We start from the raw sequence: 15,019 nt of genomic DNA, 5'->3' as shown, positions 1-15,019 counted from the left end.
CGTGAAAATGACAACGATATAACTGCCCAGGCACAGCTAAAAGTGCAGGTAGTGTGGGGAAGGTGACAGCCGGAATGACTTAGGGTAATCCGGTTGTCGCACGTGTGAACGACAATAATCTTCATTGGAAGAATATAAAATCATCACCACCCGATTATAACAATAAGTGAAGAGGAAAGATGATATGAGCGGGGCGAGAGAACAGTTCGGATCGCGCATCGGATTCATTCTAGCCGCAGCCGGGTCTGCGGTAGGTATCGGTAACCTGGTCGGGTTCCCGGTGGGCGCTGCAAAAAATGGCGGTGGCGCTTTCTTGCTGATGTACGCCATTTTCGTTGTGGCTATCTGTTTGCCGGTAATGCTGGCAGAAATGTCAGTGGGCCGTCATGCCAGAAAAGACCCCTTAGGTGCATACCGGGATTTGAGTAATAACGCCACGCACTGGAAGCTGGCCGGCTGGTTATCGATTATTACGCCGTTTATGATTGCCGTGTTTTATCTGGTGATCACGGTGTGGATATTCGGCTATCTGTACGAAATCATCACCGGTGATTTAGATATTCTGGCTAACCCGGATACCTTCGGCACCTTTATAAACAGCGAAAAAATCTTTGTTTACATGGCCGGTGTTGTGGCTGTGGTCTATCTGATCTTGCAGGGTGGTGTCAAAGAAGGTATCGAGAAAGCGGCCAAGCTGCTGATGCCAACATTGTTTATCATGCTGCTGTTGCTGGTGGGCTTCGTACTTATGCAGGACAACGCCATGAAAGGCGTAGAGTTCTACCTGGTGCCAGATTTTTCTAAAATCAATGCATCGGTCATTAACGGGGCGCTGTCTCAGGCATTCTTCTCCCTGTCACTGGGTATGGGGATCATGATCACCTACGGCAGCTATATCGATAAGCGTGCTGATGTGCCCGGATCTGCCAAGCTGGTGGCCCTGACTGATACGGCTGTGGCGTTTACGGCGGGCTTGATGATTTTGCCGGCGATCTTCTCATTCGACCCGAATACCAATCCGGACGAACTCAGTGAGTCCTCAATCGGTATGATTTTCACGTTTTTGCCTAAGATATTCCTCGCTTTGCAGGACTCCATTGGCTATACCGGCGCTAGCATTGTGGCAGCGATTTTCTTCCTGCAGGTGTTTTTTGCTGCTATCACCTCACTGGTTTCGATTTTCGAAGTACCTGTGGCAGCGCTGATGGACGAGAAAGACATGGGGCGGAAGCCTGCACTGTTTGTACTGGGTGTTTTGATGGTTGTGCTTGCGGTGCTGTGTGCACTGTCGTTCGGTTACAACGCGTTTCTGACTGAGTTCGTCAGCTATGCCGGTGCGAAGAAATCGTTCTTTGATGTGGTGTATGACGTGTTTTACGACACCATTCTGCCGCTGAACGGCTTCTTAATTTGTATCTTCGTTATCTATCGCTGGAAGAAACATAACTTCAACAAGGCGCTGGATGAAGGTGCAGAGAACTACAAAGGCAGCTTCTTCGAGAAGTATGTTGATGTGTCAGTGGGCACTTTCATTCCGGTCATCCTGTTGCTGGTATTTATCAATACCGTGGCTGTAAAGTATTTCGGTCACAGCCTGTTCGGCTAATGATTCAAAGCATATCAAAGGGGCTGGCGTATTCCGGCGTCAGTCCCAGTGCTTCCCAGCAGTCTTTGCTGAGGATTTTCTTCCCGTCAGCAGCATTATTATGTTCAGCACTGAATTGCGGTGCAGGTAACGTCAGAGCCTCTGCTGCCCAACGGTAGTAGTCATCCCTGCGGGGATGCTCCAGACTGCAGAGTTGCATCAATGGGGGAAACGCTGAAGTACCGTCAACTTCCTTCAGAATACAAATCAGTGCGTTGACCACATCGGACACATGCACCAGGTTTACCGCCTGCTCGCCTTTATCCAGCGTTTTACCGGCCAGGAATTTTGCCGGATGACGGGAACCTCCCACCAGTCCGGCCAGACGAACCACATGAACGCGGGGATCCTGCCCGGCCAGTAAGAACCTTTCGATGTCGCAATGCACTTTGCCTGAATCTGTAGCCGGCGCTACAGGGGCGTTGACTGTCAGCTCTCCTTCAGCATTCCCGAACACAGAAGTGGTGCTGATGAAAATAAGCTTCTTTGTCCCTGCGTTCAGGAAGTCAGTCGCCAGAGCCGTCATTGCGCGGGTAAAGTCATCACCCACCGCTTTTTTTCGTCCCGGCGGAATATTCAGTATTACTGCGTTGTCAGCACTCTGTTTTATCAGTGATGTGGCATCATCACCCAGCGCGAACAACACCGGGGTCACGCCTTTTTCGCGCAGCGCGTCTGCCTTTTCCTGTGAACGGGTTGTACCGGTAATGGTTGCTTCAGGCAATGCATCAACCAGGAACTGACCCAGCCACCCACAGCCACACAGTGTGAGGTTAAGGGAGTGAATTGAGTTTGCAGATATATCAGCAGACATAAAAAAGCCGGAAAACAAGTTTCCGGCAGTGTAGCACGATACGTTTTTTTACATCTTTAAATCAGAGTCACTGTTGATGGTCAGCACATTCAGGTTTTCGAGGCCCGGAATATGTTTTTGCATTTTAAGCTCGGCGTAATCGGCTTTTTTCAGCACTTCACACAGGGCGTCAGCGCGTTTTTCGATAGCCGCAGATTTTGCCTCAACACGTTGTTCGAAATCTTCTTCCCAGTTTTCCATGTGTTGTTCAAAGTTAGCAAAGTCTTCGTCACCGCTTAGCATGGCCTTGCCGATAGCAATCAGCAGGCGACCGGTGGAATTGGCAATGATGTTTTCTACCTGGTCTTCAAATTTGTTTTCCCAGCGTTCTGAAATCCAGCCATCTTCTTCGAAATCCTCACTGTTCATACGCACTTCACCGTCAACATCATAAAAATGGCTGTCCATTTCAGTACGCAAACCGGCAAACATTTCATTTAAATCCGTCACGATGCCGTTGTCCTCTCCCAGCAGTTCACCGAAGGCTTCATTGATGGAGTTGCCGGCAAGTTCCAGTGCGTCGTAGGTAATTTCCAGTGTCATTGGAATTGCCGTTTCAATGTTGTGGTAATAGTCATTCACCCATTGTTGCTGCTCGCTGGTCAGTGACACTGAGCGGTTGTTTACAGTCATCTGGCCTGAACCATTAATCACCACATGCTCGTCGTTGGCCGTAAAGAGCGTCAGTACGCCTTTTTGCCAGTTAACATCGCCCTGCAGGTTCATATCGCAGTGCTCAGAGTCCATGCCTGCGAAGGCGGGTGAAGCACAGAGGGCAGCGGTCATTGTCAGGGCAGCTAAAGTTTTCATGTCTCTTCCTTTTTAAATCTGTCGGTTGCGGCAGCTTGTCCGGCGGGTGGTGTTCCGGTAAACAGCCTGAATGATTCAGTAACGTTTGTGCTGATATAGCAACCCTGAGGCCAACTTTAAAAATTATTATTTATCAATGGTTTGCTTATGTTTTAAATAGAGTGAGATCGCATTTTTACTCTGTGGATTAGTGTAAATTCCGATAAAGTGGCGCAATTGACCAGGATCAAACAGACCTTGCACAGAGTGATGATTAATTACGCATTTTCAGGATTTTGTTGCATAATACAAGCAGACTGAAAACCTGCACTTTGTCTTCTGTATGACAGGCAGGTTTAAAAATGAAAAGAACAGTGAAGGGTAATGTGATGAGTGAGTGGATAAGTGCTGTTGGTTTTGGCGCCGGCCTGATTGCTTTTGTACTGGGTATGTCCAGTATTATCATGGGATTCATGAGTGCTAAAGCCGGGGCGGAAGGTATGCAGGAGAAAATTGAATATGGTTTCTTCGGCGTGTCAGGCCTGGTAGTTTGCGTACTGATGGCATACGCCCTTTCCTGATGTTTCCGGCAGATTTACTCTGCGCCGGAAAATCCTTTCAGATATTCCCATTGATTAAGGCTTGCCGGTGACGGCAAGCCTTAACTGTCTCTGCTATTGCGGACGGTCTCCCGCTGAACTTTCTTCTCCGTCCGCGTTATCCTTTGATTCCCTTTTGCCTTCATACACGGCTTCCGGGGCATCGTCATAGTGACTGGCCAGCATTAAATGGCTGTCCCGCTGATAAGCCCGTAAATCGAACATGGACAGCATTGCCATAATATGATCGAAGATATCTGCCTGTACTTTCTCATAGGCAACCCACTCTTTCTTCGCACTGAAGCAGTAAACTTCCAGTGGTAACCCTAACTCGTTAGGGGGCATTTGTCTTACCATCAGAGTCAGTGACTGATTAATATTGGGGTGTTTCTGTAAATAGGCTTCCAGATATGCGCGGAAAGTGCCAATGTTGGTAAGTCGGCGGCTGTTCAGCAGGTCCGACTCATCAATGGAATAGTCTTTGTGGTACGCCTGCAGTTCTTTTACTTTCTTATCGATATACTCTGAGATGTAGCGGATCTTACTGAAGCGGGCCATCATATTGCTGTCGCAAAGTTTGATGGAATGAATATCGATGTAAACCGAGCGCTTGATCCTGCGTCCTCCCGATTCCTGCATACCCCGCCAGTTCTTGACCGCTTCTGTTGTCAGTGAATAGCTTGGCAGCGTAGAAATGGTCTTGTCCCAGTTCTGCACTTTCACATTTGTCAGACCGATTTCCAGTATTTCTCCGTCCACCTCAAATTTGGTGATTTGGATCCAGTCTCCGGTGTTAAACATCCGGTTCGCTGCAATCTGAATACCTGCCACAAAGCCTAAAATGGTGTCACGGAAAATGAGTAACAGTACCGCGGCCAGTGCAGTCAGGCCTGACATGATCAGCAGCGGGTTCTTGTCGACAATCAGTGAAACACACAGCAACAATACGATGACTGAGAAGAATAGTTTGGCGACCTGAATGAAGCCGGTTATTGATGCCCGTTTGGCCAGATAAGATGCGTTATACACATCCTGAACCGTGTTCAGCAGGGCAAATAAGCCGATAAGCGCTGTAATCATCATGTACAGCATGGAGGTTTTTATCATGAACCCGTGTAACAGGTTTTCTTCATTGATAAGTACCGGCGTCAGCAGAAAAATCACAATGGCCGGAACAAGGTGCGTTAACCGCCGGAAGAAACCGTGATTCAGTAATGCGTCGTCCCAGCTGTTTTTACTGCGTTTCACCAGCATGGCGATCTGCACTTTCAGCAGTATACGACTGACAATATAAAACACCGCTGCGACCAGCAGAATGCCGGAGATCGCAAGGGTGTTGTATAAAAGGGTATCTGTGGTGAGGTCCGGAAATATGTCTTTTACAGTGTGTACAAAGGTATCTCTGATTGAAGATGCAATCTGCACGTTCAGGGCTCCAGTAACTGATTAATCCTGCTGTCTTTATTTGTCCACAACTCATTCAGCCAGTGCTGAAACCGGATCCGGAATGAATCGTCGGCAAAGTAATCTCCCTGCGCTTCCACCGGTACAGTCAGTACGTTTACGTCTATAATGATGCGGGTCATCTGGCCGCTCAGCATGGACATCATCGGATGGGCTTCGTTATCAGGGTACAATAACGATATATCCAGCAGATTGGTAAAAAGATCGCCCATGGTAGCAAGTGTAAAGGCAATTCCCCCGGCTTTTGGTGGCAGCAAATGGGCAAACTGGCTTTTTCTGAGCTGGTGTTTCGCGCGGGTGAAGCGTGTGCCCTCGACGAAATTGATGACCGTTGTGGGCGAGGTTTTATACTTCTCACAGGAGCGGCGGGTGGTTTCAATATCCTGCCCTTTTTTGTGAGGATATTTCTCCAGATAAGACCGCGAATACCGTTTCATAAACGGCATATCCAGCGCCCATGCGCCCAGACCGACGAAAGGCAGCCAAATCAGTTCCTGTTTAAGAAAGAACTTGGGCGGCGGAATACGTTTACGGGAAAAGTCGATAAGCAGAATGATATCGAGGTAACTTAAGTGATTAGCAATCAGCAGATACCAGTTCTCCACTGATAATGTGCCGTCGATGCGGTAAATCACTTTTACCGGATTAAACAATTTGATCAGTAACACACTGATGTAACCAAAACACTGCATAGCAAAATGCATAAAGCCCATCAGCAAATGACGTATGGCCGGTACCGGAAGCACCAGCTTGAGCAGTCCGCAACTGATAATGATCGACGCCCAGAACCCCAGATTAATAATTTGCAACGGCGTGTGAATAACAAATATCAGGGGCGCCAGTAACTTTCTCATAGCGGAGCCTGTGTTGAGTTTAATGCAGCCAGGTGCTGGTCTTTCTGTTGCCAGCGTTCATTCAGCCATTGCTGAAAACGAGCTTTTTGCGCGGGATCAGTGAAGTAGGTGTCGTTGAAAAATCCGCCCTGCACAATATCTTTGATAGGCATTACCGACACATTTACGCGAATTTCTTTTACTTTACCGCACACGAAATCCCAGTAACTTGGTACGCCTGCAGGGTAGTCGATAGTGACATCGATCAGCTTGTGCAGTTGTTCGCCCATGGCGCTGAGTACGAAGGCAACACCACCGGCTTTTGGCTTGAGCAGGTGGGTAAAAGGCGAGGCTTGTCTGTCATGCTTACTTTTTGTAAAACGGGTGCCTTCTACAAAATTCATGATGCTTACCGGCTTCGACTTAAACTTCTCGCAGGCTTTACGGGTGGTTTCCATATCTTTGCCTTTAAGGTGCGGGTTTTTCGCCAGAAACGATTTGCTGTAGCGGCGCATAAACGGAAAATCCAGCGCCCACCAGGCCAGACCCAGTACCGGAACCCAGATAAGTTCCTGTTTCAGAAAGAATTTGAGAAACGGTATTTTACGGTTAAAAATACGCTGTAATACCAGAATGTCGACCCAGGACTGATGATTGGCGATCACCAGATACCAGTCGTCAGGGGCCAGGCTGTTGATCCCGTTAACAGACCAGCGGGTGCGGCTGAGCAGACGCTGGTTGAGATTGTTAACGGTTATCCATGCTGTCGCACAGGCATCCAGAGGATAAGATACAATTCGCCGCCACCACTGCACCGGTGGCAGTTTTAACAGGGATAGTATAAAAATAGGGATAAACCAGAAAACCGTATTGAAAAAATAGCCCAGCACTGACACAGTGCCACGCAAATGATAGCCAACAGCTTTAAGCATCGTCATTCACCTCTGAATTTTGGTGCTTAGTGTAAACGATGTTGATCTAAAATCCGATACACCCTATACCGGGAAATAAGGATTTACACGTAATTTGGCAGCACAATAGAGAAAAATATGGAATTAATCAGTGAAAATCGCGCATTTGGTGGACGTCATTGCCGTTACCGCCATGCTGCAAAAACAACAAATTGTGAAATGACCTTTGCGGTTTATCTGCCGCCTTTTGCCAGCGCAGAAAATCCCGTTCCGGTTTTATACTGGCTGTCAGGGTTAACCTGTACTGATGAAAACTTCATGCAGAAAGCCGGTGCAATGAAGATGGCTGCTGAGCTGGGTATGGCGATTGTGGCACCGGACACCAGCCCCAGGGGAGATGATGTGCCTGACGATGCAGACAAAGCCTATGACATGGGTAAAGGGGCCGGCTTTTATGTTAATGCGACACAGGCACCCTGGAATGAACATTATCAGATGTATGACTATGTCACGCAGGAGTTACCCGCTCTGATTGAAGCAAACCTGCCGGTGACACGTGAGAAGGCCATCAGCGGGCATTCCATGGGCGGGCATGGCGCACTGGTTATCGGCTTGCGTAATCCGCAGCAGTATGTGTCTGTATCAGCGTTCAGTCCGATTGCGAATCCGTCAGATTGCCCATGGGGTGAAAAGGCGCTGGGCGGCTATCTGGGTGACGATAAATCAGCATGGCAAGCTTATGATGCAGCCATTCTGCTTGCTGAGAAGCAACACTACATTCCGTTACTGGTGGAGCAGGGACGTGCCGATCAGTTTCTTGAAGAACAATTAAAGCCTCAGGCGCTGATTAATGCAGCTCAGAAGAGTGATACGCAACTGACGCTGAATATGCATGAAGGCTATGACCACAGCTATTTCTTCATCGCGTCTTTTATCGAAGAACACCTGCAATTTCATGCCAGCCATTTGGGCATAGGCGGGTTATAAAGAGGTATAATCAGTTCTTCGCAGCAGGCGGATCAGCCGGCTGCGAAGCGCTTTTCAATCTCTTCTACCGGTAAGGGATGGTCGAATAAATAGCCCTGACCGGACACGCACTGTTCATCAAGCAGGAAGTGTTGTTGTTCGCCGGTTTCCACACCTTCAGCCACCACCTGCAAATTCAGATTACCGGCAAGCCCTAAAATGGCTTTGATTATCGCCCTGTCGCCTTCACTGGTCATGGCATCCTGGATAAATGAGCGGTCAATTTTCAGCTCATCCAGAGGCAACTGTTTTAAGTAAACTAGCGAACTGAATCCTGTACCAAAATCGTCAATCGATATGGTAACACCCATATTCCGCAACGTTTTCAGCACCGCTGCAACAGTATTTAAATTGTTGATGAACGAGGTTTCAGTAATCTCGATGGCCAAGTTAGATGCTGAAATACCGTGTCTTTTAATCGCTGCCTGAATGTTGCCGGTGAAATCCTGCGATATGATCTGGCGGCCGGAAATATTCATGGCAATACGCACATCAGGCACATAGCGAATCATTCGTCTGGCCGTGCTGCACACTTTATCCAGCAACCATTCACCAAAGGGGAAAATAAGCTCAGAACGTTCCGCCAGCGAAATGAATACATCCGGCGGCACATATTCATCGTTTCTCTTCCAGCGGGCGAGGGCTTCATACTTGAGCAGCTTGCCGGAAGATAAGTCGACAATAGGCTGAAGGTAAATATCCAGCGTATCTTCTGCAATCGCTCTGGCAAACGCGGCTTCCATTTCGGCCAGTTCAACCTGTTTTTGCTTGTGCATGGGGTGGAACAGTGTGACTTTATTTTTACCTGCGTATTTGGCAAATTGCAGAGCGTAGCCGGCGTTCTGCATCAAACCTTCGGGCGATTTGGCATGTTCAGGGAACGTCGCCATGCCAACGTTGGTGGATAAGGTGGTTTGAATACTGCCTAAAGACAGGTAGGTGTGTTCGAGAACACCGGTTATGCCTCTGGCGATATCGTACAACGCAGTCTCATTACCTGCACTCACCGGTGTCATCACCGCAAATTCGTTTCCGCCAATTCTGGCCAGACGGCCTTCTTCACCAACAAAGCCGTGTAAACGCTTTGCCACACTCTTTAAAATATCGTCGCCGGAGCGGTAGCCCAGGCTTTCATTGACCTTTCTGAATTCACAGATATCAATGACAAACAGGCCAAAGTTTTCGTCCTTTTCGACCCAGACTGTCATTTCTTTTTTCAATGCCTGACGGGAAAGGGTTTGAGTGAGTGAATCTTTGTCCAGCTGCACCGGACTGTACTGACTGGTGTGCTGGATATGTGACATGTCGGTCAGCAAAAATACCCAGTGAGAAACATGAATATGCTGCATCACCGGTGCGATGGTAAGTTGCAGCCACCGGCCACCATCAGGAGAGTTCATCCAGAATACTTCGCCGCGCCAGGCGGTTTGTCTTTCTTCCAGCGTCGATAAAAACATCTCATCCAGCTGAACATCTTTTATCAGTTGCAACAAACGGTGAACACAGACATCTGCATTTTGTGCACGGAAAAACTGCCGTGCCACACCATTATCCAGAAACAGTTGTTTGTTAGCGTCCAGTATCACCACGCCTGTACTGAGATGGTGAATTGTCTGGCGTATGGCCTGCTGCTGGCCCTTACATTCCCGCGCTTCTTTCAGCGCTTTCTGTAATTTTTCAGTAAGGTAATCCTGCTGGCTGATCACCGCATGGTGGGTCAGCAGTAATTCTCTGGCAGATTGCAGGGATTGCTGGCGGTAGGCAAATTCTTTATTGACGTTCTTGATGGCCAGGAATCGTCCGCCTTTTCCATCGTTGATAGCGATAGCCTCAAGGCGCAGGGATTCATGTTCTGTGGTTTCGGTCCAGAAGCCTGAAGTCAGATTTGCAGGAAGGGAAGTTGCCCAGCAATCGCCGGCATCAATAAGAAAATCTTCGAGAAACAGACTGCGAACGGATTCAATATCCAGTGACAGTTCATTGACCTTCACAAGGTCGGTTACCCAATGCACCGTTGGTGTGAGGCAATTCAGCTCATCACGCTCATTCAGCTCAAATATTGCACAGTCCGTGATGCCAAGTGCATTGAGGTGGAAAATGTCCATATCTACACCGTAAGTTCCGCTAACTCCTGAAAGAGTCGCTCAACATTTTCGCCGGTTTTGGCGCTGGTTTTAATGGCGGCACTGAACAAATTCTCCCGTTCAGCGACTTCGTCTTCACTCCAGTACCATTCACTGGGAAGGTCTGCTTTATTGACGACAAAAAAGGCCGGCGTATCAGGAAATTCTGCCCGCGCCGACTCATAAATATCCATACCTTCAAGCAACGACTGGGAGCGGGTCTGGTCAACCACAATGACAAAGGCTGCGGCACCACGCAGGTAGCGTGGATTAAAACCACAATAGCGGTCAACGCCTTCAATATCCCAGATAAGAAGCTGGGCCGTTTTATCGCCCGCGGAGACTTCTTTTTTGTCGATTTTTACGCCGATAGTTGTGAGATATTTCTCTGAAAAAATGCCATCGACGAACTGTCTTACCAGGCTGGTTTTACCCACTCCGGTCGGGCCTAGCAGACAGATCTTTTTTTGTATCACTGACGGTTACCTTCTTCTGATCCTGTTTTCTTCCCTTTACCAGCCTCTGCAGGTGTTAACAGAGCATGAAAGAATACCATCCGGCTATTACTGCCGCGGGCTAAATCCAGTTGTCCCAAACCTTTGGTGTGCAGCACAGAGTGTTCCACGCCCGCTTCAGTCAGAGCTTGCTTCACTGACTGGGCACGTGATTCACTCAATAGCATATTTTTGACTGATGTACCCGAATTATCGCTGCCACCGAGAATAAATACACTGAGGGTTTGCCCTGATTGTTCAGCGATATTTTGCAGGTTAATGATGGTTTCGGCAATATCGCCAATAGTCGCATCATTCGCTTTTGACCACCGGCTCTGGTTCATATCAAAGAACAGCGTGTAACCTGACAGTGTGGTTGCCAGAGACCCGGCCAGAGCATTCAGTGCTAACGCGTCATTAACGGGAGTACTTTCTTCCAGAACTACTTTGGTGGTATCGGGGAATACGGTTTCAATGCCCGCAATGCTGTGCAGAGCGCGGAGGAATTGTTGCCAGTCACTGCTGCTGATCGTGCCGGACAGTGCCGGCTGTTCATTGTTGGTGAACGTCAGTGCAGGAAAACGCGAGGCCAGCTGTTGTATTTTCGCCGGGATAAGACGGTCATCTTTTGACTCAAACGGCGTTTCTTTAATATCGACAACGGAAGAGTCAATGTCGAGCCCTGCAAGCCATTGCGCGACCCCGGTGGCAGCCGGATCTCTTAATACTGAGAGAATAATCTGATTGCCGTCTGTTTGTGTGTTCAGCATCACAATGCCGGCCGGAGGCTCACTCTTAGCGATGGTGGATGACGTGATGGCAAGGTCGATGCGTAAAAATGCCAGATAGCCGGCAACAACCAATAGTCCGGCGAGAATAAATGCACCGGCACCGGCCTGTTTTTTCTTTTCCTGCGTCGTTTTTTGCTCACTGATCAGGCATTCCTGCAGCATGGCATCGCTGGTGGCGAACGGACCGTTGTCGCCCTGGTATTTTTGCAGTGGTGACTGATAAAAGCGATGAAACTCTTCCAGAGTGTCCTGCAGTTTATGTCGCATGCGTGGCGACACATGGCCGCTGACAGCAGCGACAAGAATCACCTGGGGACCGACCTTAATAAGCAGGGTAAAATCGTCGGTTTTAATTTCTCCCAGTTCGGTTTCTTCTGCCTGATTATCCTGACTGAATGCATCAGCGACAAAATCGCTGATAGCAACCAGCATGGAAGAAATCAGGTCACCGTCTTTCGCATTTCCCGGATGACTGGTGACACTATTTAACAGGGTGCCGGTTTCACGGTGAATAGCCAGAACCTGATGCACCTGATATTGATAAATTTGCGAAGCAACATAATCAGAATAGGGGACACCTGAGCGCCACGCTTTAAAGCGCCACTTCACACTTTTAGCTGAAAAGCTGTGTTCAATAAGGGTGTTTGTACGCTCAATGAATTCGATGAGAAACGCTGATACGGCTTTTCTGATCAGCGAGCCGACAAGAGGGTAGAGTGCGCCGACAATTTTATCACTGTTAGCCTCCACTGAGCGGTGCAGTGATTTTTCGATCAGGGGGACCAGCACTTTGTTCACTGAGCCATCCTGACTCTCACGCTCATTCAGTGCTTCAGATACCACATCAGACACCATGCCTTTTGCATTGCGTCTGACAATATTTTCTACGAATTTTTCATCCCCACCAATGATTAACGACCTGACGTCGTCCATTGTGTGCGCATCCTCATCCGTTGGCGGCACAAAATTGCTCATGGGCGTCAGGGTTGATCAGTGGCAAGATTCGAGGCCATGGTAGACAGCAGGCTTGCCAGGGTTTTGCGGTCGGTTTTGCTGGAAGACAATTCTTCGGTCACTTGCTGCAAACGCTCTAACAGCGCTTCGTGACGTTTGTTGAACAAGGTTTCCATGGCATCCATTTCTTTGGATAGCTTGCTTTCCAGTTTACTGGTGTCGTCCTGCGCGGCGGCTTCAGCCATCTCAAGCTCAGATTTCAGCGTATCGTGAAGGCCTTTCAGGTTTTCCTGGGCTTGCTGGTGTTGCGAATTGTCGGCTGAGAGTTGTTCAGACAGTGCAGCAAACTGTGTTTCAATGGTTTTATTCAGCGAAGCCACATGATTTTCCAGTTTTTGATTCAATGCTGAAAAACTACTTTCCAGTTTTTCATCCAGAGATGCGAGTTGCTGCTGAAAATCCCGGCTGGACTGGCCGAACAAAATTTCACGGAGCTGACCTAATTCTGATTTGTCAGCTGTTGATGCCTGAGGTGCATCATTATTCTTATCTTTTGCCATTTGTCCGCTCCTCCTGACAGTGCGGCGTCCTTACCTGGTACAAATGTACCCTGAAAGAAAAACCTGATCCAGCAGCATCGCCCACCGGTAGCAATATATTGGTCTAATGGATAAGTTTGAGACGGTCAGACGACGTCAATATTGGCGGCTGAGTGCAATCCAGGCGGCTTTGTGTTCGCTGACCGCCTTATTGATAGCGCCGGACATCGTCATAAAATGCCGCATTTTCATTTTCTTAAGCAGAACAAATGAATAGTCTGCAGGAAGTCCTGCGGCGGCAAGAAAAGCATTCAGCCAGTCTGGATGCGACGATTGTTGCGGTTCATCCATTTTATTGAGTAAAACATAAGCGCTGATCGCCAGTTGCTCACGGGCATGGCGGATTTGATAGACAGCAAATCCGTTTACCGCAACCAGCAGGGTGATTATTACCATGTTAAGAGGTGAAAAAAGCGTGCTGAGATTGGGGTAGGCGCTACGGTAAGGCACATACAAATCATCAAAATTCAGCCAGGTATAACCGAACACTACCGCCAGAGTCAGTAACGTAAATAGCTGAACCCATATCAGCCGGTACTGACAGCGGGACTTACGGCTTAATGCATTTTCCAGTTCCGAAGGTTGTTGTCTGATTGTGCTCACTCCAGCAACGGCCCGGTTGAACTGCGGACGACGAGTTCGGAAGGTGAAAGGGGTAATTCCCGTTTCGCCTGGTGACGGATGATCTGTTCAATCAGTATAGTCGCCGCATTGTAGCCAAGTTCGGCAACAGGTTGCTTAATGGTGGTAAGCGGCGGCCAAAGGTTGAGGGCTGCAGGGTCGTCATCGAAACCCACCACACTCAGATCATACGGGATACGCAATTTCAGCTGGGAGGCAATCCGGTACACCACGGCCGCAGAAGCGTCGTTGGCGGTAAAAATAGCGGTGGGGCGGTTTTCCTGACACAGTAATTTCCGGCAGGCCTGTTCCAACGTGTTCTCACCATATACAAACTGTGCAACCCAGTCCGGATTTTCTTCGATGCCGTATTTTGTCAGCGCCTGTTGATAGCCCTCGTAACGCCATTTACCGGCTGCGTGGCCTACCAGGTAGTTGAGAAAGCCGATTTTGCTGTGGCCCAGGTTAATCAGGTGTTCCACAGCCAGTTGCGCTCCTTCTACCTCATCACTGTGCAGGCAATACGAGGATATATCGTCCAGAGAAGCGATTTTTACAATAGGCGTGCCTGTTTCTTCCAGTGCTGCGATAACAGCCTGATCTTCACACAAAGGTGGTACGACAATAAATCCGTCAACATTGGAACGTTCAACCATGTGCCGCAAGGTAGTGGTAATTTCACCTGCGGGATTTTCTGATGCAAAAGGGCGTATCAATAAATCGTAGCCCAGTTTATCGCAGGCTTTTATCGCGCCGTTCAGGATGAGGCTGCCGTAAAAGTTGGTAGGATAATCGATATAAAGTACACCAATCAGATAAGATTGATTGGTTCTTAACCTGCGGGCATTCAGGTTAGGAATGTAATCTAATTTTTTGATCGCGGTGGTAACGGCATCACGGGTTTCTTTGCGCACACCGGGTTCGTTATTTAACACCCTGGAGACCGTTTTCTTTGAAACACCGGCGGCTTTTGCCACATCACCAATTGTCGCTTTACTCATCTTTTGCACTTCCGCGTGTAGGGTACGGGATGCCCCGGAAAACAATGCGCCCGACCACTTTTCTTATTGTTCTGAGCAATTGTAAGCGCATTCAGGGCAAAATTTAACGCTTTTCTTCATCAGACGATAGTAGGGCATGTACTCATCGTAATATGCTACCCCGTACCAGATAGCATCCTGCTTAAGAGTTTCAGGTACATCAGCCTGTGCGGCAGGAATGACCAGCAAACATGCCAGCAGTAAGATGCGGTTTAACATGAACTCTCCCTATTTCTTGCTTCCGGTATTAGCCGGAAGTTGAATGTCTATCGATGTC

General features: G+C 48.5%; 15 protein-coding genes. 3 read left to right on the top strand and 12 right to left on the bottom strand.

Annotated features, from left to right (window positions below; all coding sequences use genetic code 11):
* Positions 1-184 precede the first annotated feature (184 nt).
* Positions 185-1,606, top strand: coding sequence for a sodium-dependent transporter (locus ACXAGR_RS22240; RefSeq protein WP_303574870.1), 1,422 nt, complete (start codon positions 185-187; stop codon positions 1,604-1,606).
* Between the two features lie 4 nt (positions 1,607-1,610).
* Here the strand turns inward: ACXAGR_RS22240 and ACXAGR_RS22235 are convergent, their stop codons facing one another.
* Complete coding sequence (locus ACXAGR_RS22235) at positions 1,611-2,459, bottom strand: NAD-dependent epimerase/dehydratase family protein (RefSeq protein ID WP_474852585.1); 849 nt, start codon at positions 2,457-2,459, stop codon at positions 1,611-1,613.
* A gap of 48 nt (positions 2,460-2,507) precedes the next feature.
* Positions 2,508-3,308 carry a DUF2884 family protein gene (locus tag ACXAGR_RS22230; protein ID WP_474846083.1) on the bottom strand — a complete coding sequence of 267 codons (801 nt, stop codon included), beginning with the start codon at positions 3,306-3,308 and terminating at the stop codon, positions 2,508-2,510.
* Positions 3,309-3,676: 368 nt separating this feature from the next.
* Here ACXAGR_RS22230 and ACXAGR_RS22225 point away from each other — a divergent pair, with 368 nt between their 5' ends.
* The gene (locus ACXAGR_RS22225) at positions 3,677-3,868 is read left to right on the top strand and encodes a hypothetical protein (RefSeq protein ID WP_119503482.1); all 192 of its coding nucleotides are present in this window, start codon (positions 3,677-3,679) and stop codon (positions 3,866-3,868) included.
* Positions 3,869-3,961: 93 nt separating this feature from the next.
* On the opposite strand, the gene ACXAGR_RS22220 is transcribed toward ACXAGR_RS22225, so the two are convergent.
* From ACXAGR_RS22220 to ACXAGR_RS22210, 3 genes are read right to left on the bottom strand one after another with little or no spacing between them, the layout of a single operon-like run.
* Positions 3,962-5,311, bottom strand: coding sequence for a mechanosensitive ion channel family protein (locus ACXAGR_RS22220; RefSeq protein ID WP_474852583.1), 1,350 nt, complete (start codon positions 5,309-5,311; stop codon positions 3,962-3,964).
* A gap of 2 nt (positions 5,312-5,313) precedes the next feature.
* Positions 5,314-6,204 (bottom strand): acyltransferase, encoded by an 891-nt coding sequence (locus ACXAGR_RS22215; protein WP_474846079.1) that lies wholly within the window; start codon positions 6,202-6,204, stop codon positions 5,314-5,316.
* On the bottom strand, positions 6,201-7,115 hold the full coding sequence (locus ACXAGR_RS22210; protein ID WP_474846077.1) for an acyltransferase: 915 nt from the start codon (positions 7,113-7,115) through the stop codon (positions 6,201-6,203). The genes ACXAGR_RS22215 and ACXAGR_RS22210 overlap by 4 nt, the downstream gene beginning before the upstream one ends.
* A gap of 117 nt (positions 7,116-7,232) precedes the next feature.
* On the opposite strand from ACXAGR_RS22210, the gene fghA reads away from it, so the two are divergent.
* Positions 7,233-8,081: an S-formylglutathione hydrolase gene (gene fghA / locus ACXAGR_RS22205; RefSeq protein ID WP_474846075.1), complete on the top strand. Its 849-nt coding sequence runs from the start codon at positions 7,233-7,235 to the stop codon at positions 8,079-8,081.
* Between the two features lie 32 nt (positions 8,082-8,113).
* On the opposite strand, the gene ACXAGR_RS22200 is transcribed toward fghA, so the two are convergent.
* The 7 genes from ACXAGR_RS22200 to ACXAGR_RS22170 all read right to left on the bottom strand — a co-directional run bounded on the left by ACXAGR_RS22200 (position 8,114) and on the right by ACXAGR_RS22170 (position 14,961).
* Positions 8,114-10,225, bottom strand: coding sequence for a putative bifunctional diguanylate cyclase/phosphodiesterase (locus ACXAGR_RS22200; protein WP_474852581.1), 2,112 nt, complete (start codon positions 10,223-10,225; stop codon positions 8,114-8,116).
* Between the two features lie 2 nt (positions 10,226-10,227).
* The gene (locus ACXAGR_RS22195) at positions 10,228-10,719 is read right to left on the bottom strand and encodes a Rab family GTPase (RefSeq protein ID WP_474846071.1); all 492 of its coding nucleotides are present in this window, start codon (positions 10,717-10,719) and stop codon (positions 10,228-10,230) included.
* Positions 10,716-12,503, bottom strand: a complete 1,788-nt coding sequence (locus ACXAGR_RS22190) for an OmpA family protein (RefSeq protein WP_474852579.1) — start codon at positions 12,501-12,503, stop codon at positions 10,716-10,718. Before ACXAGR_RS22190 ends, ACXAGR_RS22195 begins: the two co-directional genes overlap by 4 nt.
* A 5-nt stretch (positions 12,504-12,508) precedes the next feature.
* Positions 12,509-13,042 (bottom strand): hypothetical protein, encoded by a 534-nt coding sequence (locus ACXAGR_RS22185; RefSeq protein ID WP_474852577.1) that lies wholly within the window; start codon positions 13,040-13,042, stop codon positions 12,509-12,511.
* Between the two features lie 135 nt (positions 13,043-13,177).
* Complete coding sequence (locus ACXAGR_RS22180; protein ID WP_474846065.1) at positions 13,178-13,684, bottom strand: hypothetical protein; 507 nt, start codon at positions 13,682-13,684, stop codon at positions 13,178-13,180.
* On the bottom strand, positions 13,681-14,703 hold the full coding sequence (locus tag ACXAGR_RS22175) for a LacI family DNA-binding transcriptional regulator (RefSeq protein WP_474852575.1): 1,023 nt from the start codon (positions 14,701-14,703) through the stop codon (positions 13,681-13,683). Before ACXAGR_RS22175 ends, ACXAGR_RS22180 begins: the two co-directional genes overlap by 4 nt.
* A 63-nt stretch (positions 14,704-14,766) precedes the next feature.
* Positions 14,767-14,961, bottom strand: coding sequence for a hypothetical protein (locus tag ACXAGR_RS22170; protein ID WP_474846061.1), 195 nt, complete (start codon positions 14,959-14,961; stop codon positions 14,767-14,769).
* Positions 14,962-15,019 lie beyond the last annotated feature (58 nt).

The organism is Alteromonas sp. ABH4_457 (genome assembly GCF_056160625.1).
Note: the sequence above shows the minus strand (reverse complement) of the source record. Positions and strands in the feature narration are given on the sequence as shown.

Excerpts from the sequence above, each read along its gene's own strand:
- ACXAGR_RS22240 (WP_303574870.1), top strand. The coding sequence starts at position 185 with ATGAGCGGGGCGAGAGAACAGTTCGGATCGCGCATCGGATTCATTCTA.
- ACXAGR_RS22235 (WP_474852585.1), bottom strand. The coding sequence starts at position 2,459 with ATGTCTGCTGATATATCTGCAAACTCAATTCACTCCCTTAACCTCACA.
- ACXAGR_RS22230 (WP_474846083.1), bottom strand. The coding sequence starts at position 3,308 with ATGAAAACTTTAGCTGCCCTGACAATGACCGCTGCCCTCTGTGCTTCA.
- ACXAGR_RS22225 (WP_119503482.1), top strand. The coding sequence starts at position 3,677 with ATGAGTGAGTGGATAAGTGCTGTTGGTTTTGGCGCCGGCCTGATTGCT.
- ACXAGR_RS22215 (WP_474846079.1), bottom strand. The coding sequence starts at position 6,204 with ATGAGAAAGTTACTGGCGCCCCTGATATTTGTTATTCACACGCCGTTG.
- ACXAGR_RS22210 (WP_474846077.1), bottom strand. The coding sequence starts at position 7,115 with ATGCTTAAAGCTGTTGGCTATCATTTGCGTGGCACTGTGTCAGTGCTG.
- fghA (WP_474846075.1), top strand. The coding sequence starts at position 7,233 with ATGGAATTAATCAGTGAAAATCGCGCATTTGGTGGACGTCATTGCCGT.
- ACXAGR_RS22200 (WP_474852581.1), bottom strand. The coding sequence starts at position 10,225 with ATGGACATTTTCCACCTCAATGCACTTGGCATCACGGACTGTGCAATA.
- ACXAGR_RS22190 (WP_474852579.1), bottom strand. The coding sequence starts at position 12,503 with ATGAGCAATTTTGTGCCGCCAACGGATGAGGATGCGCACACAATGGAC.
- ACXAGR_RS22185 (WP_474852577.1), bottom strand. The coding sequence starts at position 13,042 with ATGGCAAAAGATAAGAATAATGATGCACCTCAGGCATCAACAGCTGAC.
- ACXAGR_RS22175 (WP_474852575.1), bottom strand. The coding sequence starts at position 14,703 with ATGAGTAAAGCGACAATTGGTGATGTGGCAAAAGCCGCCGGTGTTTCA.
- ACXAGR_RS22170 (WP_474846061.1), bottom strand. The coding sequence starts at position 14,961 with ATGTTAAACCGCATCTTACTGCTGGCATGTTTGCTGGTCATTCCTGCC.